The organism is Oleiphilus sp. HI0086 (assembly GCF_001635225.1).
On the sequence record NZ_LWFZ01001132.1, the window covers coordinates 1 to 1456 of the forward strand.

Consider the following 1456-nt stretch of genomic DNA (forward strand, 5'->3'; position numbering starts at 1 on the left):
TTCTGAATTGAAGGAAGCGATCAAGAATGATCATCTGGCTTTGTACTTTCAGCCTAAATACTCTCTTAAAGAGAATCGAGTTGTAGGTATGGAGGCCTTGGTAAGGTGGAACCATGAGCGTTATGGCTTGGTTAGGCCTGATGAGTTTATTGAGATTGCCGAACAAACAGGCATTATTAAAGCATTAACACGCTGGGTGGTGAGCAATGCACTTAAAGCCCAGAATAGTCTCAAAGAGCTTGGTTGGGACTTGAATATGTCAATCAATCTATCGGTGTTGAACCTGCGAGAGGGAGATTTGATTGATTTTCTGAGCGCTCAAATGGCTGATAACAACAGCGATCCTCAGCGCATTTATTTTGAGTTAACTGAGACCTCGATGATGGCGAATCCTTTGGATGCGATTGAGGTCTTAAATAAAGTGTGTGCTTTACGCTTACGTTTATCGGTTGATGACTTTGGCGCTGGCTACTCCTCTTTGGCGTATTTAAAGTCATTACCGGCGACAGAGATTAAAATCGATAAATCCTTGATATCGGGAATATGTGGGGATGAGGGCAATGAGCTCATTGCTGAAGCAACCATTAACATGTGCCAAAAACTGGGTTATCAGGTGGTGGCAGAAGGTGTCGAAAATGAAGAGACGATGGAGCGCTTAAGAGAGCTAAAGTGCGATTCTGTTCAAGGTTATTTACTAACCCCACCTTTGCCGATGGAGAGGCTACTTCAGTGGCTTGATAAGTCTGAAAGCGATACGCGTGACGTATCCTAGCAAGGCGTCACGCATTTGCAGTTTTAACTACGTTTTCTAATCAATGCTTCCTGGCATACTGAAGCAACTAACTCACCTTGTTGGTTAAAAATATTCCCTCGATTAAAGCCTCTTCCGCCTGACGCACTAGGGCTATCCATATCGTAAAGTAACCATTCATCAACCTTGAAAGGGCGATGGAACCATATCGAATGATCAAGACTCGCAACTTGCATGCCTTTTTGCATAAAACTCAAACCGTGCGGCAGCATACTAGTACCAAGCAGGCCGAAGTCCGAGGCATAGGCCAGAAGGCAATGGTGTAATGATAGATCATTGGGGACTGATGCCACCGCTCTAAACCAATTTTGCTTATAGGGTGGACGAATATCCGGGTTGGTATAGTCAATTGGCTTAACTGGTCTGATTTCGATTGGTTTATCGCGGGTGAACTGCTCCCTAAGTTTTTCAGGTATCAGGTGCTTAAAGCGACGACGTATTTCCAGCTCGGAAGCCAGTTCTTCTGGCGACTTGCTTTCGGGCATATCAAACTGGTGTTCTGAACCCGCTTCATCTTTTTGAAACGAAGCGTTGAGGGTAAAAATCTCTTTGTCGTCTTGCCGGGCAATGACTCGCCGTGTTGCGAAAGAACTACCGTCTCGAATAATCTGCACTTCGTACTGAATTGGTAGAGAATGATCCCCT

General features: G+C 44.8%; 2 protein-coding genes. One reads left to right on the plus strand and one right to left on the minus strand.

Annotated features, from left to right (window positions below; translation table 11 throughout):
* A partial coding sequence (locus A3756_RS19980; RefSeq protein WP_156490627.1) for an EAL domain-containing protein occupies positions 1-772 on the plus strand: 772 nt, incomplete at its 5' end.
* Positions 773-795: 23 nt separating this feature from the next.
* Here the strand turns inward: A3756_RS19980 and A3756_RS19985 are convergent.
* Positions 796-1456 (minus strand): acyl-CoA thioesterase II (locus A3756_RS19985; protein ID WP_082865393.1); only part of this gene is annotated, 661 nt, incomplete at its 5' end.